Below are 22244 nucleotides of genomic sequence, written 5' to 3'. Positions count from 1 at the left end.
CACCCTCGCGGTGGCGGGCCGCTTCGCGTCGGGACGCGGCGACCTCGTGGTGGACTGGGCGCACTATGGCGAGGTTCACGTGGGGCGTGTCCGCGCGGTCGGCGTTCGTGGCCGCGACGGTGGTGTTCGTCGCGCTCGCCGTCGCCGGCGCCGGCCTGGCCGCCGTGCAGTACCGCACCCTGCTCTACGGCGTGGACAGCGCGGCCGCGTCGCGCGTCGAGGCGGTAGCCGAGGAACTGCGCACCGGCGGCCCGGACGCCGTGGACGGCGGACTGCTCAACACCGACGAGCGCATCGTCGCGGTCCAGGTGATCGCCTCCGACGGCACCGTGGTGCGCCGCTCGGCGTCGGCGCCGGAGACGCCGCTGCTGCCGGTGTCGGAGGTGGGTACGGGCCTGCTCATCGGCGTCCCCGGTCCCACGTCGCCCTACGGCAGGATCCGGTTCGGGGCGCAGACCGTCGACGGGCCGCAGGGGCGCTACACGATCCTGGTCGGCGAGGGCAGCGCCACGATCGGCTCGACGGTCCGCAACGTCATCCTGGCGCTGGCCCTGGCGGCGCCGGTGGTGATCGGCGTCTCGGGCGTGGCCACCTACCTCCTGGTGCGGCGGTCGATGCGGTCGGTCGACGAGATCCGTTCGCGCGTCGCGGAGATCACGACGAGCGATCTCGCCGAACGGGTGCCCGTGCCGGAGAGTCGCGACGAGATCGCCGCGCTGGCGGTCACGATGAACGAGATGCTGGCACGCATCGAGGCCGGCCACGCCGCGCAGCAACGATTCGTGGGCGACGCGTCACACGAGCTGCGCAGCCCGCTCACCACGATCATCTCCGCGCTCGAGGTCGCCGCCGCGCACCCCGAGGTGTTCGACGCGCAGACCGCGGCACGCACGCTCATCCCCGAGGCGCAGCGCATGAAGGTGCTGATCGACGACCTGCTGTTGCTGGCGCGCGCCGACGAACGGGGCTTGACCGTGGCCCGCGGTGACGTCGACCTCGACGACGTCACCGCCGCGGAGGTCGACCGGCTCCGCCACGACACCAACCTCACCGTGCGCGCCGACGTCGCGCCGGCCCGCATCACCGGCGACGCGGCCGCCCTGTCCCGGGTGTTGCGCAACCTCCTCGACAACGCTGCGCGACATGCCCATTCGCGCATCGACGTCACGCTCACCGCCGCGCCGGACCACGTCGTGCTGGCCGTCGCCGACGACGGTCCCGGCATTCCGGCGGACGACCGTCAGCGCGTCTTCGACCGCTTCGTCCGGCTCGATCCCGACCGCTCGCGCAGTGCCGGCGGCACCGGGCTCGGGCTGGCGATCGTGCGCGAGATCGTCGGCGCGCACGGCGGCACCGTGACGATCGGCGACCGGGACGGTGCCGGCACCGTGGTCACCCTCCGGTTGCCGTGCTGACCTGGCGGTGCTCACCGGAGTCGAGCCGGTATCCGACCCCGCGGATCGTCTCGATGGTGCTGGTGCCGAACGGGATGTCGATCTTGCGACGGACGTAGCCGACGTACACCTCGACGACGTTGTCGGCGCCCTCGTAGTGCGCGTCCCAGACGTTCTGCAGGATCTCGGTCTTCGTCAGCACGGCGTCCTTGTTCCGCATGAGGAACTCGAGCAGCCCGTACTCGCGCGGCGTGAGCGCGATGGGCGTGCCGTCGCGGTGCACCGCGCGTCGGGACGGGTCCAACGTCAGGCTGCCCGCGGTGAGCACCGCCGGGCGCTGTGGCGCGGACCGCCGCACCAGCGCCCGCAGGCGCGCGACGAGCACGATGAACGAGAACGGCTTGGTCATGTAGTCGTCGGCGCCGAGGTCGAACGCGTCGGTCTGGTCGTACTCGCCGTCCTTGGCGGTGAGCATCAGCACCGGCGTCCACACGTCCTTGGCGCGCATCCGGCGCAGCACCTCGTAGCCGGACAGGCCGGGCAGCATGATGTCGAGGACGATGACGTCGAAGTCGTTCTCGACGGCCTGCCACAGTCCGTCGACGCCGTTGTCGGCCGCGACCACGACGAAGCCCTCGGCGCGCAACCCGATGGTGAGGGTGGACGCCAGCAGGGGTTCGTCTTCGACGACTAGGACCTTCATCGCGGTCCCGATTCTGCCATCCGCGTCGCTCGGGGCGGTCCGTGCCGGTGTCCGTGCCGGTGTCAGCGGGCGAGGGCGGCCCGGTACCTGCTGCGCGCCAGCAGAACCGTGCGCAGGTCCTCGATCAAGGGGTCGAGGAAGCGCGACCGGTATTCGCCGTCGCCCACCGACCGGGCGCTGACGTACATGAACGTGAGCGCGCCGAGGAACATCGCGACGTGGATCAGCGCCTGCGGTATCGGCAGCGTCATCCCGAGGAGGGTGCCCTGCGGGTCACCGTCGACGGTCAGCCGCGTCAGGAGGCGCGGGGTTACCGCAACCAGTCCGATCGCCAGGAAGATCACCGACGTGACGGCGGCGACGACCGCGAGTTGCACGAATTGCGCTGCGGCGACGACGAAGACGACGTTGGCGCGCTCACCGCGCGTCAACGGCGGCACCGACCCGCCCGCGGGCATCGCGGCGAACGGCGTCCCGGCCAGCGCCGCAGCGGCTGCGGTCGGCTCGGTGCCGACGTCGCTGCCGGCGTCGCCGTCGTTTCCGCCGGCGTCGGTGGGGTTGCTGCGCAGAGCCGCCCGCACCCGCTCGACGACGCCGGTGAAGACGAAGGCCCCGGCGATCGATGCCAGCAGGGCGATCAGCAGCCACATCCGGCCGCGGCCGATGGTGGCCGCCATCGACCAGACCGGACCGTTGAAGAAGACCAGCACGGTGAGCAGCAGGACCGGAAGGGCGCGGGTGAACAGGTCGCCGACCGAGCCGAGCCGGGTCAGCGTCAGGCGGACCGCCCAGCCCAGCACCGAACCGAGGCCGAGTCCGGTTGCGGTGAGCACCGCACCGACGCCGAGCGCGGTGGCGACGAGGTCGCCGGGCACGTCGGTCGCCGGTCCACCGACCGCCGCGGCGAGGGCACCGACCGCGACGGCCGCCACGCCGATGGTGCGGCGGGCGCCGTCGCCCGCGATCCGCCCCATCAGCCAGGCCGCCACACCCGCGAGCAGCGGGGCCAGCGCCACGACGGCGAGGACGACGACGTCCGCGCGGGTGAGGTCGGCGTCGATGTCGACCTCCGCGCCGCCCGAGACGGCGCTCACCGCGCCGATCGCAACGAGCAGCACGGCCAGGGCGGCCAGCGTCGGGGCGCTGCGGGACCACAGCCGTCGCCATCGGGCTCGCGGGGTGAGGACCGACGGCAGCCCGTGACGCAGGAACCATCGTTCCGCGGCGACGCGGTCGCCGCCGGGCGTGGGCGGCGCAGCGGTCACCGCCGAAGCCCGGCGCGGTCGACGGCGGTCTCGCCGCCCTTGACGACGAGCAGCACGTTCTCCGGATCGCCCAGGAGGGAGACGTCCCGAAGGGGATCACCACGAACCACGATGAGGTCGGCCCACTTGCCTTCCTCGAGGGTTCCGAGGTCGTCCTCGACGCCGCACAGCTGAGCCGAGGTCCGCGTGCCGGCGACGATGGCCTGCATCGGGGTCATTCCGCCGTACTCGACGAGCAGCGCCAGTTCGCGCAGATTCGTACCGTGGGCAGGCCCCAGACCGGCGTCGGTACCCACCGCGATCGGTACGCCCGCGGCGACCGACGCGCGCACCGATTCCTGGGCCAGGCGATGCCAGATCGCGCTCTTGCGCGCCCCCTGCGGCGATGCGGTGACCGGTCGCACCGTCTCGAGCAGGGTGGGGACCAAGAAGACGTGCCCCTCGACCATGCGGTGACGCAACTCGTCGTCCAGCGCATAGCCGTGTTCGATGCTGTGCACGCCGGCCGCCACGGCCGCTTCGATGCCGGCGCGACCGATGGCATGGGCCGCGACCGGCCTGCCACCGAGGTTGCGCGCCTCCTCCACCACTGCCGCGACCGCCTCGCGACGCAGCCCCAACCAATCGGGATCGTCGTTGGGCGAACTGATCCCGCCGCTGGTGGCGACTTTGATCACGTCGGCGCCCGCCCGGACGAGGTGGCGGACCCGCGTGCGCGCCGCGTCGACCGTGTCGACGATCGAGCCGCCGAGCAGGGGCGTCGGATCGAGACCGGAGGGCAGAGCGAAGTCCGCGTGCCCGCACGTCTGGCTCAGCATGTCGATGGCCACCTGCAGGCGTGGACCCGCGATGGGACCGTCGGCGATCGCTGCACGCACCCCGGCGTCGACCCCCATCAAGTCACGCGCGCTGGTCACCCCGGCGTGCAGGGTGACGCGAAGGCGCTCGATGAGTTGGAAGTGCAGGTAGGACGACGGTCGAAGGGCGGTGTCGAGCGGCGGGCCGCCGGTACCCGGCAGGCCGAGGTGGACGTGGCAGTCGAAGAAGCCGGGACACATCGTGTGACCACCGAGCGCCACCAGCTCGGCACCCGGATACGTTGCCGCCGGGTCGAATCCGTCCGGCGCCGGGCCGGCCGAGCGGATGCGCCCGTCGGCGACCACGACGACGGCGGGGGACACGGGAGCGGCACCGGTGCCGTCGATCAGGATGCAATCGTGGAAGACGGTCACCGAACTCGTCGTCGCGGGCGGGGGAGCGTTCATCGTCGACCACTGCACCAAGCAACCGCGCCGACCGCAACCACTTCGGCGTTGTCTACGCTGGCCTCATGCAACGGATCATCGGAACCGAGGTCGAGTACGGCATCTCGTCGCCGTCCGACCCGACCGCGAATCCGATCCTGACGTCGACGCAGGCGGTGCTCGCATACGCCGCAGCGGCCGGGATCCAGCGCGCCAAGCGCACCCGCTGGGACTACGAGGTGGAGTCGCCGCTGCGCGACGCACGCGGGTTCGACCTCAGCCGCGGCTCCGGTCCGCCGCCGGTGATCGACGCCGACGAGGTCGGCGCGGCCAACATGATCCTCACCAACGGCGCCCGGCTCTACGTCGACCACGCGCACCCGGAGTACTCGGCGCCCGAGGTCACCGATCCGATGGACGCGGTCATCTGGGACAAGGCCGGCGAGCGCGTCATGGAGGCCGCTGCACGCCACGTCGCGAGCGTGCCCGGCGCCGCCAAGCTGCAGCTCTACAAGAACAACGTGGACGGCAAGGGCGCGTCGTACGGCACCCACGAGAACTACCTGATGAGCCGGCAGACGCCGTTCGCCGCGGTCATCGCCGGTCTGACGCCGTTCATGGTGTCCCGCCAGGTCGTGACCGGCTCCGGTCGCGTCGGCATCGGCCCGTCCGGCGACGAGCCGGGCTTCCAGCTGACCCAGCGAGCCGACTACATCGAGGTCGAGGTCGGTCTGGAGACGACGCTCAAGCGCGGCATCATCAACACGCGCGACGAGCCGCACGCCGACGCCGACAAGTACCGCCGGCTGCACGTCATCATCGGCGACGCCAACCTCGCCGAGACGTCGACCTACCTCAAGGTCGGCACCACCTCGCTCGTCCTCGACCTCATCGAGGAGGGGCCCGCGCACGGTCTGGATCTGTCCGATCTGGCGCTCGCCCGGCCGGTGCACGCCGTGCACGTGATCAGTCGCGACCCGTCGCTGCGCGCCACCGTCGCACTCGCCGACGGACGCGAGCTGACCGCGCTCGCGCTGCAGCGGATCTACCTCGAGCGGGTGGCCAAGCTGGTCGACGCCCGCGACCCCGATCCCCGCGCCACGCACGTGCTGCAGACCTGGGCCGAGGTGCTGGACCTGCTGGAGCGCGATCCGATGGAATGCGCCGACCTCCTCGACTGGCCGGCGAAGCTGCGGCTGCTCGAGGGCTTCCGCCGGCGGGAGAACCTCAGCTGGTCGGCGCCGCGGCTGCATCTGGTGGACCTGCAGTACTCCGACGTCCGGCTCGACAAGGGGCTGTACAACCGCCTGGTGGCGCGTGGCTCGATGAAGCGTCTGGTCACCGAGCAGCAGGTGCTCGACGCGGTGGACAACCCGCCGACCGATACCCGCGCCTACTTCCGCGGTGAGTGCCTGCGGCGCTTCGGGGCCGACATCGCCGCGGCCAGTTGGGACTCGGTGATCTTCGACCTCGGCGGCGACTCGCTGGTGCGCATCCCGACCCTCGAGCCGCTGCGCGGAAGCAAGGCCCACGTCGGCGCGTTGCTCGATTCGGTGGACAGCGCGGTCGAACTGGTGGAGCAGCTGACCACCTGAGCGGCCCGCGGGATGCGGGGCATCCCGGTCCGTTCGCCGGTCGACCGGTAGGGTGGGGTGACCGACGGGCGGCGTGAGAACCCGTCGATCGAGACGCAGGAGGCAGCGATGGCCCAGGAGCAGACCAAGCGGGGCGGTGGCGGCGGTGACGACGACGACGTCACCGGGAGCACGGCCGCGGGCCAGGAGCGTCGCGAGAAGCTGACCGAGGAGACCGACGATCTGCTGGACGAGATCGACGACGTCCTCGAGGAGAACGCCGAGGACTTCGTGCGGGCATACGTCCAAAAGGGCGGCCAGTGACCTGGCCGAATAGCGATCAGCTGGGCCCCTTCTCCACCTCGAACCGATCCCACGGGCTCCCCGGAGCCCCGTCGTTGCAGATGGACTCGTCGTCCTTCTCCGAGTTGCTGCGCCGGCAGGCGCCCCACCTGCTGCCCGCCGCGGGCGGGCACGGCGGTCATGTGGCGCCGACCAACGCCGTGCCGCACGGCACGACGATCGTCGCGCTGAAGTTCCCCGGCGGCGTGCTGATCGCCGGTGATCGCCGCTCGACCCAGGGCAACATGATCGCCGGGCGCGACGTGCAGAAGGTTTACGTCACCGACGATTACACCGCGACCGGCATCGCCGGCACCGCGGCCATCGCCGTCGAGTTCGCCCGGTTGTACGCCGTGGAACTCGAGCACTACGAGAAGCTCGAGGGCGTCCCGCTGACGTTCGCGGGCAAGGTGAACCGCCTCGCGATCATGGTGCGCGGCAACCTCGGTGCCGCGCTGCAGGGCTTCGTCGCCCTGCCGCTGCTGGTGGGCTACGACCTCGACGACCCCGATCCCCAGGCGGCGGGCCGCATCGTCTCGTTCGACGCCGCCGGCGGCTGGAACGTCGAACTCGAGGGCTACCAGTCGGTGGGTTCCGGGTCGATCTTCGCGAAGTCGTCGATGAAGAAGCTCTACGCGCGGGTCTCCGATCCGGAGTCGGCGCTGCGGGTCGCCGTCGAGGCGCTCTACGACGCCGCCGACGACGACTCCGCCACCGGCGGACCGGATCTGGTGCGCGGCATCTACCCGACGGCCGTCGTGATCGGTGCCGAGGGCGCCGAGGAGGTCGCGGAGGACCGCATCGCCGCGCTGGCCCGCGAGGTCATCGAGAGCCGCTCGCGCGCCGACACGTTCGGCCCCGACGACGGAAGGGTCGAGCTGTGAGCTTCCCGTACTTCATCTCGCCCGAACAGGCGATGCGGGAGCGCAGCGAACTCGCACGCAAGGGCATCTCGCGGGGCCGCAGCGTCATCGCCCTCGCCTACGCCGACGGCGTGCTGTTCGTCGCCGAGAACCCGTCGCGCTCGCTGCAGAAGGTGAGCGAGCTGTACGACCGCGTCGGCTTCGCCGCCGTGGGCCGTTTCAACGAGTTCGACAACCTGCGCCGCGGGGGCATCCAGTTCGCCGATACCCGCGGGTACGCCTACGACCGGCGCGACGTGACGGGTCGGCAACTCGCCAACGTGTATGCCCAGACCCTGGGCACCATCTTCACCGAGCAGGCGAAGCCCTACGAGGTGGAGCTGTGCGTCGCGGAGGTCGCCCACTACGGCGAGTCGAAATCGCCGGAGCTGTACCGCATCACGTACGACGGGTCGATCGCGGACGAGCCGCACTTCGTCGTCATGGGCGGCACCACCGAGCCCATCATCACGGCGCTGGGCGAGTCGTACGCGGAGAACGCGAGCCTCGACGAGGCGGTGAAGGTGGCCGTCGACGCCCTGCACGCCGGGGCGGGCAACGGCGATCAGGCCCGCACGCTGGGACCGTCGACGCTCGAGGTCGCCATCCTCGACGCCAAGCGCCCGCGGCGTGCGTTCCGCCGCATCACCGGCGCGGCGCTCGAGGCGCTGCTGCCGGCCGCCGAGTCCGCCGGCGACGACACCCAATAGTTCACCGCCCGTTCGGCCCCCGGTGGGGGTAGTGTCCCCACGTGTCGACGCGTAGGGGGTGACCGATGGACGGCGAGCCCGACCTCTTCGTCGCGGGTACGTGGCGGCACGCCGCCGACGGCGGGACGCGCGACGTGGTCAACCCCGCCGACGGCAGCACGGCCGAGGTGGTGGACGAGGCGACGCCCGCGGACGCTCGCGACGCCATCGCCGCGGCGCGCAACGCCTTCGACGAGGGTCCGTGGCGGGCGACGACCGCCGGGCACCGCGCCGCGTTGCTCGACCGGATCGCCGACCTACTCCAGCGCGACCGCGAGCGGCTCGCGGACCTGGAGACCGTCGACACCGGAAAGACGCTCGCAGAGAGCAGGATCGACGTCGACGACGTCACCTCGGTGTTCCGGTACTACGCGAAGCTGGTCGGCACGCTCGCCGACCGGGTGGTCGACGTCGGCGATCCCGACGTGATCAGCCGGGTGGTGCGCGAGCCCATCGGCGTCTGCGTGCTCATCGCGCCGTGGAACTACCCACTGCTGCAGATGTCGTGGAAGGTCGCGCCCGCCCTGGGCGCGGGCTGCACGCTGGTGATGAAACCCAGCGAGGTGACGCCGCTGACCACCATCGCCTTCACCGGGCTCCTCGAGGAGGCGATGCGGGAATTCGAGGTCCCCGCCGGCGTGGTCAACCTCGTTCAGGGCAGCGGCGCCGTCCTCGGCGAGGCGCTGACCACCGACGGGCGCGTCGACTTCATCTCGTTCACCGGCGGGCTGGCCACCGGGCGGACCATCTCGCGGGCGGCGGCCGAGAACGTCACCAAGGTCGCGGTCGAACTCGGCGGCAAGAATCCACACATCGTCTTCGCCGACGTCGGCGAAGACGGCTGGGAGGCCGCCGTCGACCACGTCCTCACCGGGGTCTTCCTGCACTCCGGCCAAGTGTGCTCCGCGGGTACCCGGCTCATCGTCGAGGAGTCCATCGCCGACGACTTCGTCGCCGCACTCGCCGCGCGCGCCGAACGGATCCGCATCGGCGACGGCCGGGACCCGGCCAGCGAGACTGGGCCACTGGTCTCCGAGGAGCACCGCGCCAAGGTCGAAGCGTATGTCGCACTGGGCATCTCGGAGGGCGCCGTACTGGTGACCGGTGGTGCCCGCCCGAGCGATCCCGCGCTCGCCAAGGGCAGCTTCTACCTGCCCACGATCTTCGACCGGTGCGACCGGTCGATGAGGATCGTCGCCGAGGAGACCTTCGGCCCGATCCTCACGGTGGAGCGATTCACCGACGAGGCCGAGGCGATCGCGCTCGGCAACGACACGGAATACGGTCTCGCGGCCGGGGTACGCACCTCGGACGCCGCGCGGGGCGAACGTGTGGTGCGGGCACTTCGGCACGGCACGGTGTGGCTCAACGACTTCGGCTACTACACCGCCGCCGCCGAGTGGGGCGGCTTCGGGAAGTCGGGCAACGGTCGCGAACTCGGACCTACCGGGCTCGCGGAATACCAGGAGATCAAGCACATCTGGCACAACACCGCACCCAAGCCGGCAGGCTGGTTCACGGGATAGGTGCCTGGGAAGGATCCCACCATGGTGATCGGGCAACCGCACACCGACAGCGGCCTCGAGGACTTCGGCTATCGAGAGTCGTTGGACCGCAGCATCGGCAAGTTCGCGAGCTTCGCCGCCGGCGTCAGCTACATCTCCATCCTCACCGGGACGTTCCAGCTCTTCTACTTCGGCTACGGCACCGCCGGACCGGCGTACCTGTGGTCCTGGCCCCTGGTGTTCGTCGGTCAGATGGCCGTCGCCCTGTGCTTCATGGAACTGGCGGCCAAGTATCCCGTCGCCGGGTCGGTCTACAACTGGAGCAAGAAGCTCGCCAGCCGGCTCGTCGGGTGGATGTCCGGCTGGCTGATGCTCACCGCGTCCATCGTCACGATCTCCGCGGTGGCGCTGGCCTACCAGCTGAACCTGCCGCGGCTGTGGAGCGGATTCCAGATCATCGGTGACGGCACCGGCACCTACGACTACGCGGCCAATGCGGTGCTGCTCGGGACCGCCCTGATCGCCTTCACCACGCTGGTGAATGCGCTCGGCGTCAAGCTGATGGCGCGCATCAACAGCGCGGGCGTCTTCATCGAACTCATCGCCGCGGTCCTCATCGCGATCCTGCTCGCGGCCAACGCCGAACGCGGTCCCCAGGTGTTCTTCTCCGCGAACGGGTACGGCGCCGGGGAGAGCATGGGTTACCTCGGGGCGTTCCTGGTGGCGTCGCTGGCGTCGGGGTACGTGATGTACGGGTTCGACACCGCCAGCTCACTGGGCGAGGAGACCGTCGAACCGCGGCGCACCGCACCGAAGGCCATCGCGCGGGCCATCCTCGCGTCGTTCGTGATCGGCGGCGCCATCCTGGTCTTCGCGGTGATGGCGGCGCCCGACCCCGCCGACCCGGCGCTGGGGGAGAGCACCGGCGGGCTGCAGTACATCGTCGAGCAGGTGATGTGGGGTCCGCTGGGCAAGATCTTCCTCGTCTGCATCGTGATCGCGGTGACGGTGTGCACGCTCGCCGTCCACACCGCGGCCATCCGGCTGACGTTCGCGATGGCGCGGGACAACGCGCTGCCGTTCGGCGAGAAGCTCGCCACGGTGCACCCGCGGACGCAGACGCCGATCATCCCGGCCGTCACCATCGGCGTCATCTCGGTGGTGATCCTGGTGATCAACATCGGCCAGCCGAAGATCTTCACGGTGTTGACGTCGATCGCCATCATCATGATCTACCTGGCGTACCTGATGGTGACGGGACCGATGCTCAAGAAGCGGTTGCAAGGCCAGTGGCCGCCGCGCGACCTCGCCGACGGCGGCTACTTCACGATGGGGAGATGGGGGCTGGCGGTCAACGTGGTCGCGGTGGTGTGGGGCGCCGGCATGGCGCTCAACCTCGCGTGGCCGCGCTCGGCCGTGTACGGCGATCCCTGGTACAACACCTGGGGCGCCTTCGTCTACATCGGCGTGATCCTCGGCGCCGGCCTGCTCTGGTACGCGCTGAAGGGCCGCAGGCACATCGGGTGCCTGAAATCCCATGCCGCTGAGGCCTCGGATGGCTGACGCATTCGATTACGTGATTGCGGGTGGGGGCACCGCGGGGTGCGCGCTGGCGGCGCGGCTGTCCGAGGATCCCGACGTCACGGTGTGCCTGGTGGAGGCCGGGCCCAGCGACGTGGGCGACGACGCCATCCTGAACCTGTCGCAGTGGATGCACCTGCTGGACTCCGGTTACGACTGGGACTATCCGGTGGAACCGCAGGAACGCGGCAACTCGTTCATGCGGCACGCCCGCGCGAAGGTGCTCGGCGGGTGTTCCTCGCACAATTCCTGCATCGCCTTCTGGCCGCCCGCCGAGGCGCTCGACGAGTGGGCAGCGCACGGTGCGACGGGGTGGAGCGCGGCCGACATCGCCCCGCTGGTGGCACGGCTGACCGGCACGGTGGGGCTGCGCGACGTACCACCCGAGGATCCGTGCGGGGCAGCGCTGTTGGAGTCCGCCGCGCAACTGGGCCTGCCGACAGTCGCCTTCAACCGCGGCGAGACGGTGCGCCGCGGGGCGGGCTGGTTCCAGATCAACGCCACCGAGGACGGCATCCGCAACTCGAGTTCGCACGCGTACCTGCATCCCATCCTGGACGCCCGGCGCAATCTCGAGGTCCGCACGGACTGCTGGATCGCCGAGATCCTGTTCGACGAGCAGCGTGCGGCGACCGGCGTGCGTTACCAGCGGCCGGATCTCACCGGCTACGACACGGTGACGGCACGTCGCGAGGTGATCCTCTGCGCGGGTGCCATCGACACCCCGAAGCTGTTGATGCTGTCCGGGATCGGGCCGACGGCACACCTGCGCGAGCTGGGCATCGAGGTGCGGGTCGACTCCCCGGGGGTGGGCGCCAACCTCGACGACCACGTGGAGGGCCTGGTGTTCTGGGAGGCGGCCCGGCCCATGGTCACCACGTCGACGCAGTGGTGGGAGATTGGCCTGTTCACGTGCATCGACGACGGCGTGACGCAACCGGACCTGATGATGCACTACGGCAGCGTGCCGTTCGACATGAACACGCTGCGGCGCGGCTACCCGACCACCGACAACGGGTTCTGCCTGACGCCCAACGTGACCCAGGGACGGTCACGCGGCACGGTGCGGTTGCGCACCAGGGACTTCCGCGACCGGGCCCGCGTCGACCCGCGGTACTTCACCGACCCGGAGGGCTACGACGAGCGCATCATGCTGGCCGGGCTGCGGCTGGCACGCGAGATCGCCGCGCGAGAGCCGTTGCGGGGCTGGGTGTCCCGCGAACTCGCTCCGGGACCGGACGCGGTGACCGACGACGAGCTGCTGGACTACGTGCACCAGTGCCACAACACGGTGTATCACCCGGCGGCGACCGCGCGGATGGGTGCGCCGGACGACCCGATGGCGGTGCTCGATCCCGAGCTGCGGGTCAAGGGGGTGTCGCGGCTGCGGGTCGTCGACGCGTCGGCGATGCCGAAACTGCCTGCGGTGAACCCGAACATCACCGTGATGACGATGGCGGAGAAGTGCGCTGACCTCATCCGCTCCGGGTAACGGACCCGACGACCTCGCGGCGTTCCTCGGCGCGCACACGCCGTTTCAGGGCATGTCCGACGACGAGTGCGCCGAGTTGGCCGCCGGGTCGGCGCTGGTGGACTTCCCGGCCGGTGCCGTGGTGGCCGACTACGGCGGACCCGCGCCTGCCGGGGTGTGGATGGTCCGCAGTGGACGCGTGACCCTGCACGCCGGTGGTGACGTGCACGCGCTCGACACCGTCGAGCCGGGCGGACTGTTCGGGTACACGCCGCTGCTCACCGGAGCGGGCCTCGACTTCGTCGCCCGGACGGCGGTGCCCAGCAGGCTGATCCGGCTGCCCGAGGCGGTGGTGCGCCGGCAGTTCGCCCGGCCCGCCGGACTCGCGTTCCTGGCGTCCTCGGCGTGGGCGACGACGGGCGCCGACCGCGACGTGCTCGCCCCCGCCATCGACACCGCGCCGGTGGCGGCGCTGCTGCGCGGTGCGCCGCTGATCGTCGACGCCGGCGCCTCGGTGCGCGACGCGGTGCGGGCGATGACCGATGCCCACGTCTCCTACGCGCTGCTGCGAACCCCCGGCGGCGACCTCGGCATCTTCACCGACCGCGACCTACGCGCGCGGGTCGTGGCCGCCGGTCGCTCCGTCGACGCGCCGGTGGCTTCGGTGGCGAGCGTTCCGGCGCGGACCGTCACCGCCGACGCCACGGCCGAGGCGGTGCTGCTCGACATGCTCGAGTGCGGGCTGCGGCACATGCCGGTGCTGTCGGCGCGCGGCGAGGTGCTCGGCGTGCTGGAGGACGCCGACCTGCTCGCCGCGTCGGCGCGACAGAGCTTCCTGTTGCGCCGCGAGATCGGCGACGCGACGACCGCGAGCGAACTGCAGCGCGTCGGCGACCGGCTGCGCGCCCTGCCGCGCAACCTGTTCCTCGGCGGCACCAAGGCCTCGGCGACCAGCGCGATCCTCGCCGTCGTCATCGACGGGTTGGTGCGCAGGGCGGTGCAGCTGGCCCTCGAGGAGACGGGCGCGCCCGACACGGTGCCCGCCGGGTTCGCCTGGCTGCTGCTCGGCAGCGTCGCGCGGCGTGAGGCGATGCCGTCGTCGGACGTGGACAGCGCCCTGTCGTGGCGCGACGAGCTGGCGGGTCACGCGCCCACGCTGCGGGCGCTGGCGACGCGGACGCACGCGATCCTCGACGGGTGCGGGCTGCCGTCGGACCGCAACGGCGCCGTGGCCGCCAGCCCGCACTTCGCGCGGTCGCGCTCGGAGTGGTCGGCGGCGGCGCGGGGCTGGCTCGACGACCCGCTGCGCGACCGCGGGATCGTACTGTCCTCGCTGCTCATCGACGGCCGGGTGGTGCGGGGCGACCCGGCGTTGAACCCCATCCCGGCGGCGTACCGGCGGATGCGCGAGCAGCACCCGAATGCGCTGCGGCTGCAACTGCTCAACGCGCTGTCCGACCGGGTGCGTGGCTGGTCGCTGCGCGACGTCCTGTCGCGGCGCGGCGGCACGTTCGACCTCAAGGCGCATGCGGTGACACCGCTGGTCAACCTGGCGCGGTGGGGCGGACTGGCAGCCGACGTCGGTTCGGCGTCCACCCCGGTGCGGCTCGGTGCGGCGGCCGCGGCCGGCGCCATGACCGAGTCCGACGCCGCCACCCTGGGCGACGTCTTCGCGATGCTGCAGCGGCTGCGGATGGCCCATCAGGTCGAGCAGCTCGCCTCTGGCCATCCACCCGGTGACGTCGTCACCATGGCCGACCTCTCGCCGCTGAACCGCAGCCTGCTCGGCGACGGCCTGCGCGAGATCGCCGCGGTGCAGCGCCGCGTCCGCGGCACCGCCTTCACGGTGGGCTGAGGACACCCACTGGACCCCCGAGCGACCCGCCCGGCCGGCCGGGCTTACGAATGACCGGGCGTCTGTCACGGCTGCGGCGGACCGGCGCCACGGACCCGTAACCCCAGCTGTCGTCACTTCGCACGGGTCGAGCCCGTAAGCTCGATGACGTGCAGCGGCGAATCATGGGCATCGAGACCGAATTCGGTGTGACGTGCACGTTCCACGGCCACCGTCGACTCAGCCCGGACGAGGTGGCCCGGTACCTCTTCCGGCGTGTGGTGTCCTGGGGTCGTAGCTCCAACGTGTTCCTCCGCAACGGCGCCCGGCTCTACCTCGACGTCGGCAGCCACCCCGAGTACGCCACGGCCGAGTGCGACAGCCTCACCCAGCTGGTCACGCACGACCGGGCGGGGGAGCGGGTCCTGGAGGACCTGCTGATCGACGCCGAGCAGCGCCTGGCCGACGAGGGCATCGGCGGCGACATCTACCTGTTCAAGAACAACACCGACTCGGCGGGCAACTCGTACGGCTGCCACGAGAACTACCTGATCGTGCGGGCCGGGGAGTTCTCCCGGATCTCCGACGTCCTGCTGCCCTTCCTGGTCACCCGCCAGCTGATCTGCGGCGCGGGCAAGGTGCTGCAGACGCCCAAGGCCGCGACGTTCTGCCTCAGCCAGCGGGCCGAGCACATCTGGGAGGGCGTCTCGAGCGCCACCACCCGCAGCCGACCGATCATCAACACCCGCGACGAGCCGCACGCCGACGCCGAAAAGTACCGCCGCCTGCACGTCATCGTCGGCGACTCCAACATGAGCGAGACGACCACCATGCTCAAGGTGGGGACGGCCGCGCTGGTACTCGAGATGATCGAGGCGGGCGTGCCGTTCCGCGACTTCTCGCTCGACAATCCGATCCGGGCGATCCGCGAGGTCAGCCACGACCTCACCGGACGCCGCCCCGTGCGGCTCGCCGGCGGGCGGCAAGCCAGCGCCCTGGACATTCAGCGCGAGTACTACAGCCGCGCCGTCGAGCACCTGCAGACCCGGGAGCCGAACGCACAGATCGAGCAGGTCGTCGACCTGTGGGGCCGCCAGCTCGACGCGGTGGAGAGCCAGGACTTCGCGAAGGTCGACACCGAGATCGACTGGGTGATCAAGCGCAAGCTGTTCCAGCGCTATCAGGACCGCTACGACATGGAGCTGTCCGACCCCAAGATCGCTCAGCTCGACCTCGCGTACCACGACATCAAGCGCGGCCGCGGCGTCTTCGACCTGCTGCAGCGCAAGGGGCTCGCGGCGCGCGTCACCACCGACGAGGAGATCGAGACCGCCGTCGACGAGCCGCCGCAGACCACCCGGGCGAAGCTGCGCGGCGAGTTCATCAGCGCGGCCCAGGCCGCGGGCCGCGACTTCACCGTCGACTGGGTGCACCTCAAGCTCAACGATCAGGCGCAGCGGACGGTGTTGTGCAAGGACCCGTTCCGCTCGGTCGACGAACGCGTGAAGCGGCTCATCGCCAGCATGTGACACGGCGCCCGACCCCGGGGGCTGCTCGGGTCGTCGGCAGCTGGGCCGCCGGGCACTAGGCTGGACACCCGTGGGGATCTCCAAAGTCGAGCGGTTGATGAACCTCGTCATCGCACTGCTGTCGACCCGCACCTTCATCACCGCCGAACGGATCCGCAAGACCGTCTACGGCTACGGCGACAGCCCCAGCGACGAGGCGTTCTCCCGGATGTTCGAGCGGGACAAGAACGAACTGCGCGATCTGGGCATCCCGCTGGAGACCGGCCGGGTCTCGTCGATGGATCCCACCGAGGGTTACCGGATCAACCGCAAGGCCTACGCGCTGCCCGCCGTCGAGCTGACCGCCGACGAGGCGGCGGCCGTCGCCATCGCCACCCAGCTGTGGGAGTCGCCCGAACTCGTCACCGCCACCCAGGGCGCGCTGCTCAAGCTGCGCGCCGCGGGCGTCGACGTCGACGCCCCGGACAGCGACGTCATGATCAGCACCACCGCCTCCATGCCGGGACTGCGCGGTTCCGAGGACGTGCTCAACGCGCTGCTGTCGGCCATCGACGCCGGGCAGGCCGTGCGGTTCCCGCACCGGTCCACCCGCACGTCGCCGTACCAGACCCGCACGGTCGAACCGTGGGGCGTCGTCACCTACCGCGGCCGGTGGTACCTGGTGGGCCACGACCGCGACCGCGACGACACCCGGACGTTCCGGCTGTCCCGGATCGGCGCGGAGGTCGAGCCGTTCGGCCCGCGCGGCGCGGTCGGCAGGCCCGACGGGGTCGATCTGCGCGAGATCGTGCACCGCGCGGTGGCGGAGTGGCCGCCGGGCGCGCAAGCCCGAGTGTGGGTGGCCGAGGGCAAGGCCACGGCGCTGCGCCGCGCCGCCACGGAGATGGCCACCCGGACCATCGGCGGACGGGTCGGCGACGAACTCGCCGTCGACATCGGCATGTACGACCGGCTGGCCAGAGAGATCGCGGGTTACGGCGCCGACGCCATCGTGCTGGACCCGCCGTCGCTGCGCGACGAGGTGATCGCGCGCCTGCGGGCGCAAGCCGATGTGCCAATCAGGAGCGGAGCGGATCGCGCATGAGTAGCGTCTCGGGGCGTCTGGTGCGCCTGCTGAACATGGTGCCGTACTTCCAGGCCAATCCCCGGATCACGTTCGAGGAGGCGGCGATCGACCTCGGGGTGAGCGTCCAGCAGCTGCGCGACGATCTGCAGCAGCTGTTCCTGTGCGGGCTGCCCGGGTACGGCCCGGGCGACCTCATCGACTTCGAGATGTCCGGCCGGACCATCGAGGTGACGTTCTCCGCGGGGATGGATCACCCGCTGCGGCTGACGTCGCCGGAGGCCACCGGCATCCTCGTCGCGCTGCGGGCGCTGCTCGACGTGCCCGGCATGGTGGACCCGGCGGCGGCGCGCAGCGCGATCGCCAAGATCGAGTCGGCGGCGGGGACGGCGACCGGCCACGAGGACGGCGTCGCCGCGGCCGCCGAGGAGCCCGCGCCGGCCGAGAGTGCCGCGGCCGCCGCGGTGCGCGAGGCCGTCCGCAACGACCGCGCGCTGACCATCGACTACTACTCGGCCTCGCACGACGCGATGACGACGCGCACCGTCGACCCGATCCGCGTGGTCCTCGTCGGCGACCACAGCTATCTCGAGGCGTGGTGCCGGACGGCGGAGGGCGTGCGGCTGTTCCGCTTCGACCGCATCGTCGACGCCCGCGTGCTCGACGAGCCCGCGGCGCCACCGGAGCCCGCGGTGGCCGCGGGCCCGGACACGTCGCTGTTCGACGGCGATCCCGCGCTGCCGTCGGCCACGCTGCTGATCGACCCGTCGGCGTCGTGGATGTTCGACTACTACCCACTGCGGGTGGTGCGCGAGCTGGCCGACGGCTCCTGCGAGGCCACGATGACCTACGCCTCGGATGCGTGGATGGCGCGCTTCGTCCTGGGTTTCGGCGCGGCCGTCCGCGTGGTGGAACCGCAGTCGCTGGTCGACCGGGTCCGCGAGGCGGCCGTCGCCGCGCTGAGTGCCTACGACGTCAGTGCGGCCGGGGGCGACGGGTAGACTCGACCACGACGTCTGGAGGTGACCGAAATGGGTGGTCTGCAACCCTGGCATTGGGTGATCGTGATCGCAGTGTTCGTGCTGCTGTTCGGCGCCAAGAAGCTCCCGGACGCGGCGCGTTCGCTGGGCAAGTCCATGCGCATCTTCAAGTCGGAGATCAAGGAGATGCAGGCCGAGGGCAAGTCGGATTCCGCGGACGCCACGCCGGCGCCCGCGAAGCCGATCGCCTCGGAACGCGTCGAGTCGACGGCCGATCCGCAGTCCGACAAGCGCACGGCCTGACCCGTCCCCACGTCGACCGCGGTGAGAACCGCGTCGATGGGTGGCGTTCACCGAGGGTCACGTGCGCACAGTTCTGAGTAAGTTCGACCCGCGTCGGCGGCGGGCACGGGTCAATCCCGACGGCACGATGTCGCTGGTCGACCATCTGGCCGAGTTGCGCAACCGGCTGCTCATCGCGGTTGCGGCGGTGGTGGTGACCACCACGTTCGGATTCTTCTGGTACACCCACGGCGTGTTCGGCACGCCCAGCCTGGGTGATTGGCTGCGCGAGCCGTACTGCGCGCTGCCCGCGTCGGCGCGGGCCACCATCGCCCCGGACGGGCAGTGCCGCCTCTTGGCGACCGCGCCGTTCGACCAGTTCATGCTGCGACTCAAGGTCGCCCTCACGGCGGGCGTCGTCCTGGCGTGTCCGGTGTGGCTCCACCAGATCTGGGCGTTCATCACGCCGGGGCTGTACAAGAAGGAGCGCCGGTTCGCCTCGGTGTTCGTGCTGTTCGGGGCGGCGCTGTTCATCGCGGGCGCGGTGCTCGCCTACGTGGTGCTGTCCAAGGCGCTGGCATTCCTGCTCACCGTCGGCAGCGACGTGCAGGTGACCGCGCTGTCGGGCGACCAGTACTTCGGGTTCCTCATCAACCTGCTGCTGGTGTTCGGCATCAGCTTCGAGTTCCCCCTGCTGATCATCATGCTGAACCTGGTCGGGGTGCTCACCTACGACCGGCTGAAGGCGTGGCGCCGCGGGCTCATCTTCGGGTTGTTCGTCTTCGCGGCGTTCGCGACGCCCGGATCCGACCCGTTCTCGATGCTCGCCCTGGCGCTGGCGCTGACCGTGCTGCTCGAGGTGGCCATCCAGGTGTCGCGGCTCAACGACCGCCGCAAGGCTCGCCGGGCGGCCCTGGAGGACGTTCCCGACGACCAGGCCGCGCCGATCGGGGCCGCCGAGGACGTCGGCGCACCCAGCACCGTTCCCGCCCCGTCCCGCGTCGTGGTCGATGACGACGCCACCTGAGGTCCTGACCGGCGAGCTGGCCCAGTTCGCCGCCGATCTCCCGTTCGGTCTGGACGGCTTCCAGCGCGAGGCCTGCCGCGCCCTGGAGAGCGGTCACGGCGTGCTGGTGTGCGCGCCGACGGGCGCCGGCAAGACGGTCGTTGGCGAGTTCGCGGTGCACCTGGCGCTGGCCGCCGGCCGCAAGTGCTTCTACACCACCCCGATCAAGGCGCTGAGCAACCAGAAGCACGCCGATCTGGTCCGCCGGTACGGTGCCGAGCGCATCGGCCTGCTGACCGGTGACCAGTCGATCAACGGCGACGCCGACGTGGTGGTGATGACCACCGAGGTGCTGCGGAACATGCTGTACGCCAACTCCGCGGCGTTGCAGGGCCTCTCGCACGTCGTCATGGACGAGGTGCACTTCCTGGCCGACCGCATGCGCGGCGCGGTGTGGGAGGAGGTGATCCTGCACCTGCCCGACGACGTCCGCCTGGTCAGTCTGTCGGCGACGGTGAGCAACGCCGAGGAATTCGGCGGCTGGATTCAGACCGTCCGCGGGGACACCACGGTAGTGGTCGACGAGCACCGGCCCGTCCCGCTGTGGCAGCACATGATGGTCGGCAAGCGGCTGTTCGACCTGTTCGCGGGCGGCGAACCGGGCGGCGGCCGGGCCAAGGTCGACCCGGACCTGCTGCGGCACATCACCTTGCGCCGGGAAGCCGACCGGATGACCGACTGGCAGCCCCGCGGTCGGGGCCGGTCGGGGCGCGGCGACGGCCGGGGTGGCCGGCCGACGCTGTACCGTCCGCCGTCGCGGCCCGACGTGATCACCACGCTCGACGCGGCCGGCCTGCTGCCCGCCATCACCTTCGTGTTCTCCCGGGTGGGGTGCGACGCCGCGGTCAAGCAGTGCCTGCGCTCGCCCCTGCGGCTGACCAACCGCGACGAGCGCGCCCGCATCGCGGAGGTCGTCGACCGGCGGTGCGCCGACCTCGACGAGGCCGACCTCGTCGTCCTCGGCTACCACGAATGGCGCGAGGGGCTCCTGCGCGGCCTGGCCGCCCATCACGCCGGTCTGCTGCCGGTGTTCCGGCACACCGTCGAAGAGTTGTTCACCGCCGGCCTGGTGAAGGCCGTGTTCGCCACGGAGACACTGGCCCTCGGCATCAACATGCCGGCTCGCACGGTGGTGCTCGAGCGTCTGGTCAAGTTCAACGGCGAACAGCACGCGCCGCTGACACCCGGTGAGTACACCCAGTTGACCGGGCGGGCCGGACGGCGCGGCATCGACGTCGAGGGTCACGCCGTCGTGCTGTGGCAGCCCAACGACGTCAGCGTCGAACCCGCCGACGTCGCCGGTCTGGCGTCGACCCGCACGTTTCCTTTGCGCAGTTCGTTCGCGCCGTCCTACAACATGACCATCAACCTGCTCGGGCAGATGGGCCCCGACCAGGCGCGTCGCCTGCTCGAGCAGTCGTTCGCCCAGTACCAGGCCGACCGGTCGGTGTCGGGTCTGGTACGCGGGGTGGCCCGCGGCGAGCGCATGCTCGGCGAGATCGCCGCCGAACTGGGCGGAAAGGACTCGCCGACACTGGAGTACGCGCGGTTGCGCGCGGCGGTGTCGGCACGCGAGCGGGCACAGTCGCGCGCCTCGCGCGTCCAGCGGCGCAAGGCCACCAACGACGTGCTGGCGACGCTGCGTCGCGGCGACGTCATCACGATCGGTCAGGGCAGGCGCTCGGGGCTCGCGGTGGTGCTGGAGCCGGCCGGCGACGTCGACGATCCGCGGCCGCTGGTCCTCACCGAACAGCGGTGGGCGGGCAGGATCTCGTCGGCGGACTTCGCGGGTGGGTCGGCGCGGCTGGGCACCATGAGCCTGCCCAAGCGCGTCGAGCATCGGCAGCCCCGGGTGCGGCGCGACCTTGCCGCCGCCCTGCGCGTCGCGGCCGCCGGGTTCGAGCTGCCGTCGCGGCGGCGTCGCGGCGAGCCGGACCGCGAACCCGACATCGACCCGGAACTGATCGCGCTGCGCGACCGCATCCGCGCCCACCCGGTGCACCAGGCGCCCGACCGCGAGGACCGGATGCGCACGGCCGAACGGTATCTGCGCATCGAACGCGACAACGCCGACATCCAGAAGAAGGTCGCCGCGGCGACCAACTCGCTGGCTCGCACGTTCGACCGCATCGTCGAGCTGCTGACCGAGCGCGGCTACGTCACCGATGGCGCAGATTCCGCAGGGGACCCCGAAGTAGGGGAGTCGGCCGGGCTGCCGCAGGTGACCCCCGACGGCCGCCTGCTCGCCCGGATCTACAGCGAGAGCGACCTGTTGGTGGCCGAGTGCCTCCGCGAGGGCACCTGGGACGGCCTGGCGCCCGCCGAGCTGGCGGCGGTGCTGTCGACGGTGCTCTACGAGACGCGCGGCGACACGCCCGGCGCCACGCCGAATCTCGAAATGTACGGCCAGACGATGCGGCGGGCGCTCGCCCAGACCCGCCGGACGTGTGCCGACATCCGGGCCGACGAGCAGCGGCACCACCTGGCCCCCAGCCGCGAGACCGACCCCGGTTTCGTGGCTGCGATCCACCAGTGGGTGACCACCGGCGATCTGACCGCGGCACTGGCCGCGTCGGACGCCGCGGGAACCGGATCGCCGCTGTCGGCGGGCGACTTCGTGCGCTGGTGCCGCCAGGTGCTCGACCTGCTCGATCAGGTCCGCAACGCCGCTCCCACAACGGGTCTGCGGACGTCGGCGAAACGCGCGATCGCCGACATTCGGCGCGGCGTCGTCGCAGTTGATGCAGGGTAGGGTGTCGT

The 22244-nt window shown here is 71.2% G+C and carries 18 protein-coding genes; 15 read left to right on the top strand and 3 right to left on the bottom strand.

Annotated features, from left to right (window positions below; genetic code table 11):
* The first annotated feature begins 65 nt into the window (after positions 1–65).
* A complete protein-coding gene (locus tag FZ046_RS21780) occupies positions 66–1415 on the top strand; it encodes a sensor histidine kinase (protein ID WP_070351450.1) in 1350 nt (449 codons plus the stop codon).
* Here FZ046_RS21780 and FZ046_RS21775 read toward each other — a convergent pair.
* The 3 genes from FZ046_RS21775 to FZ046_RS21765 form a co-directional block, all read right to left on the bottom strand.
* Entirely contained in the window at positions 1393–2097 is a 705-nt protein-coding gene (locus tag FZ046_RS21775; protein ID WP_070351449.1) for a response regulator transcription factor, read from the bottom strand. The two genes, FZ046_RS21780 and FZ046_RS21775, sit on opposite strands and share 23 nt — an antisense overlap.
* A gap of 62 nt (positions 2098–2159) precedes the next feature.
* Positions 2160–3362, bottom strand: coding sequence for a hypothetical protein (locus tag FZ046_RS21770; protein WP_070351448.1), 1203 nt, complete (start codon positions 3360–3362; stop codon positions 2160–2162).
* Positions 3359–4627, bottom strand: coding sequence for a metal-dependent hydrolase family protein (locus FZ046_RS21765; RefSeq protein WP_070351447.1), 1269 nt, complete (start codon positions 4625–4627; stop codon positions 3359–3361). Before FZ046_RS21765 ends, FZ046_RS21770 begins: the two co-directional genes overlap by 4 nt.
* A gap of 65 nt (positions 4628–4692) precedes the next feature.
* On the opposite strand from FZ046_RS21765, the gene dop reads away from it, so the two are divergent.
* From dop to FZ046_RS21695, 14 genes are all read left to right on the top strand, one after another.
* Positions 4693–6201, top strand: coding sequence for a depupylase/deamidase Dop (dop, locus tag FZ046_RS21760; protein ID WP_070351446.1), 1509 nt, complete (start codon positions 4693–4695; stop codon positions 6199–6201).
* 108 nt (positions 6202–6309) lie between these two features.
* Positions 6310–6504 (top strand): ubiquitin-like protein Pup, encoded by a 195-nt coding sequence (locus FZ046_RS21755; RefSeq protein ID WP_070351488.1) that lies wholly within the window; start codon positions 6310–6312, stop codon positions 6502–6504.
* Positions 6501–7406: a proteasome subunit beta gene (gene prcB, locus FZ046_RS21750; protein WP_070351445.1), complete on the top strand. Its 906-nt coding sequence runs from the start codon at positions 6501–6503 to the stop codon at positions 7404–7406. Before FZ046_RS21755 ends, prcB begins: the two co-directional genes overlap by 4 nt.
* On the top strand, positions 7403–8134 hold the full coding sequence (gene prcA / locus FZ046_RS21745; RefSeq protein ID WP_070351444.1) for a proteasome subunit alpha: 732 nt from the start codon (positions 7403–7405) through the stop codon (positions 8132–8134). Before prcB ends, prcA begins: the two co-directional genes overlap by 4 nt.
* 65 nt (positions 8135–8199) lie before the next feature.
* Positions 8200–9699, top strand: a complete 1500-nt coding sequence (locus tag FZ046_RS21740; protein WP_070351443.1) for an aldehyde dehydrogenase family protein — start codon at positions 8200–8202, stop codon at positions 9697–9699.
* 21 nt (positions 9700–9720) lie between these two features.
* On the top strand, positions 9721–11241 hold the full coding sequence (locus tag FZ046_RS21735) for an APC family permease (protein WP_070351442.1): 1521 nt from the start codon (positions 9721–9723) through the stop codon (positions 11239–11241).
* A complete protein-coding gene (locus FZ046_RS21730) occupies positions 11234–12751 on the top strand; it encodes a GMC family oxidoreductase (protein ID WP_070351441.1) in 1518 nt (505 codons plus the stop codon). The genes FZ046_RS21735 and FZ046_RS21730 overlap by 8 nt, the downstream gene beginning before the upstream one ends.
* 52 nt (positions 12752–12803) lie before the next feature.
* Entirely contained in the window at positions 12804–14585 is a 1782-nt protein-coding gene (locus FZ046_RS21725) for a putative nucleotidyltransferase substrate binding domain-containing protein (RefSeq protein WP_083297977.1), read from the top strand.
* A gap of 149 nt (positions 14586–14734) precedes the next feature.
* Positions 14735–16093, top strand: a complete 1359-nt coding sequence (gene pafA, locus FZ046_RS21720; protein WP_099045803.1) for a Pup--protein ligase — start codon at positions 14735–14737, stop codon at positions 16091–16093.
* A 70-nt stretch (positions 16094–16163) separates the two neighbouring features.
* A complete protein-coding gene (locus FZ046_RS21715; protein ID WP_176749495.1) occupies positions 16164–17177 on the top strand; it encodes a helix-turn-helix transcriptional regulator in 1014 nt (337 codons plus the stop codon).
* The gene (locus tag FZ046_RS21710) at positions 17174–18157 is read left to right on the top strand and encodes a helix-turn-helix transcriptional regulator (RefSeq protein WP_070351437.1); all 984 of its coding nucleotides are present in this window, start codon (positions 17174–17176) and stop codon (positions 18155–18157) included. The genes FZ046_RS21715 and FZ046_RS21710 overlap by 4 nt, the downstream gene beginning before the upstream one ends.
* A gap of 30 nt (positions 18158–18187) precedes the next feature.
* The gene (gene tatA / locus FZ046_RS21705) at positions 18188–18439 is read left to right on the top strand and encodes a Sec-independent protein translocase subunit TatA (RefSeq protein ID WP_070351436.1); all 252 of its coding nucleotides are present in this window, start codon (positions 18188–18190) and stop codon (positions 18437–18439) included.
* A gap of 61 nt (positions 18440–18500) precedes the next feature.
* Positions 18501–19445: a twin-arginine translocase subunit TatC gene (gene tatC, locus FZ046_RS21700; protein WP_070351487.1), complete on the top strand. Its 945-nt coding sequence runs from the start codon at positions 18501–18503 to the stop codon at positions 19443–19445.
* Positions 19429–22236 (top strand): DEAD/DEAH box helicase, encoded by a 2808-nt coding sequence (locus FZ046_RS21695; RefSeq protein ID WP_070351435.1) that lies wholly within the window; start codon positions 19429–19431, stop codon positions 22234–22236. Before tatC ends, FZ046_RS21695 begins: the two co-directional genes overlap by 17 nt.
* The last annotated feature ends 8 nt before the right edge of the window (positions 22237–22244 follow it).

It is taken from the genome of Mycolicibacterium grossiae, assembly GCF_008329645.1.
In the GTDB taxonomy this organism is placed as follows: domain Bacteria; phylum Actinomycetota; class Actinomycetes; order Mycobacteriales; family Mycobacteriaceae; genus Mycobacterium; species Mycobacterium grossiae.
Note: the sequence above shows the minus strand (reverse complement) of the source record. Positions and strands in the feature narration are given on the sequence as shown.

Coding starts and splice junctions, on each gene's coding strand:
- FZ046_RS21780 (WP_070351450.1), top strand. CDS start 66: ATGGCGAGGTTCACGTGGGGCGTGTCCGCGCGGTCGGCGTTCGTGGCC.
- FZ046_RS21775 (WP_070351449.1), bottom strand. CDS start 2,097: ATGAAGGTCCTAGTCGTCGAAGACGAACCCCTGCTGGCGTCCACCCTC.
- FZ046_RS21765 (WP_070351447.1), bottom strand. CDS start 4,627: ATGAACGCTCCCCCGCCCGCGACGACGAGTTCGGTGACCGTCTTCCAC.
- dop (WP_070351446.1), top strand. CDS start 4,693: ATGCAACGGATCATCGGAACCGAGGTCGAGTACGGCATCTCGTCGCCG.
- FZ046_RS21755 (WP_070351488.1), top strand. CDS start 6,310: ATGGCCCAGGAGCAGACCAAGCGGGGCGGTGGCGGCGGTGACGACGAC.
- FZ046_RS21740 (WP_070351443.1), top strand. CDS start 8,200: ATGGACGGCGAGCCCGACCTCTTCGTCGCGGGTACGTGGCGGCACGCC.
- FZ046_RS21735 (WP_070351442.1), top strand. CDS start 9,721: ATGGTGATCGGGCAACCGCACACCGACAGCGGCCTCGAGGACTTCGGC.
- FZ046_RS21730 (WP_070351441.1), top strand. CDS start 11,234: ATGGCTGACGCATTCGATTACGTGATTGCGGGTGGGGGCACCGCGGGG.
- FZ046_RS21725 (WP_083297977.1), top strand. CDS start 12,804: ATGTCCGACGACGAGTGCGCCGAGTTGGCCGCCGGGTCGGCGCTGGTG.
- FZ046_RS21710 (WP_070351437.1), top strand. CDS start 17,174: ATGAGTAGCGTCTCGGGGCGTCTGGTGCGCCTGCTGAACATGGTGCCG.
- tatA (WP_070351436.1), top strand. CDS start 18,188: ATGGGTGGTCTGCAACCCTGGCATTGGGTGATCGTGATCGCAGTGTTC.
- FZ046_RS21695 (WP_070351435.1), top strand. CDS start 19,429: ATGACGACGCCACCTGAGGTCCTGACCGGCGAGCTGGCCCAGTTCGCC.